The sequence below is a fragment of the Microvirga sp. GN3 genome, from assembly GCF_055792825.1.
Genome location: NZ_JBVVAK010000372.1, coordinates 1 through 1366 on the forward strand (window position 1 = coordinate 1; position 1366 = coordinate 1366).

Sequence of the window (1366 nt, forward strand, 5' to 3'; positions counted from 1 at the left end):
TGCTCTGGCACCATTTTGCCTACATGATCATCAGCGTGGCGCTGCTCGGGATTGGCGCCAGCGGCACGGCCCTGGCCTTCGCACGAGGAGCACGCATCTCATCATCCTTTGGCCCCGGCTTCACTGGCTGCGCCGTGTTGTTCGCGGTCTCCACTGTCGGGGGCTTTGCGCTCGCACAGCGGGTGCCGTTCAATCCACTCGAGGTGATTTGGGATGTTCACCAGCAGCTTCATCTGGCGCGGATTTGCCTGTTGCTGACCCTGCCCTTTTTTGCCTCTGGTGCCGCGATCGGGCTGGCGTTCACCCAGGGCAGCGAACGGATCGCCGCGATCTATCGCGCGGATCTGCTCGGCGCCGGTGCCGGTGCGCTGCTGATTGTCGCTCTGCTGTACGTGCTTCCACCGCAGGATTGCTTGCGGATCATTGGCGGGCTGGGCTTCGTTGCGGCGGCATTGATCGCATGGGACAGGGGCGCTCGCCGTTCGGCTGCTGCGTTGGCTGCCCTTGCGGTAATCTCGTCGGCTGCCTGGCCGCCGTCATGGCTGCAGCTCCAGCCCTCACCGTACAAGGGCCTGAGCGTAGCCTTGACCGCCCCCGATGCCCATGTCCTGGCGCAGCGGTCTAGTCCGCTGGGGCTGCTGACGGTGGTCGAAAGCCCGGTTGTTTCGTTCCGTTACGCTCCCGGGCTCAGCCTCGGCGCCACGTCGGAGCCGCCACCGCAGCTGGGTGTCTTCACGGATGCCGAAGCGCTGACCGTCATCACCCGATTGACGGGCGACAAGAGTGCGCTCGACTATCTCGATCAGCAGATCACAGCACTGCCGTACCACCTCCTCAAGATGCCACGCACGCTCATCCTCGGGGCGGGAGGAGGCGCCGACGTGCTCAGCGCCCTGTACCATGACGCAACGCACATCGATGCCGTTGAGCTCAACCCCGACCTGATCGACTTGGTGCGGGGGCCATTCTCGGCTTTGGCCGGCGGGCTCTATCAGCGCGAAGGTGTCACAGTGCATATCGCCGAAGCCCGCAGCTTTGTCGAGGCGAGTAGGCAGCGTTGGGATTTGATCCAGCTGGCGCTCCTTGACTCCTTCACGGCGGCAGCGGCCGGTGTTCAGGCGCTTGGGGAAAGTCCACTCTACACGGTGGAAGCACTTCAGGCTTATTATGGGCATCTCGCCCCCGGCGGGCTGCTGGCCATCACGCGCTGGCTGCTTGCGCCGCCCCGCGATGCCGTCAAACTGGGCGGATTCAAATGGTCGTCGCAACACCCTGAAGGAGGAGGTTGCGATGAGCATTCGAAAGCGGCGGTCGGATCGGTCTGGGCGAGCCCCGCTACCGTCACCTGGCCGGCCACCTGTGGCGG

The 1366-nt window shown here is 64.7% G+C and carries 1 pseudogene; it reads left to right on the forward strand.

Annotated features, from left to right (window positions below):
- Window positions 1-839: 839 nt before the first annotated feature.
- Window positions 840-1130, forward strand: a pseudogene (locus tag ACS5Q1_RS47920) (spermidine synthase); the annotation flags it as partial.
- Window positions 1131-1366: the final 236 nt, after the last annotated feature.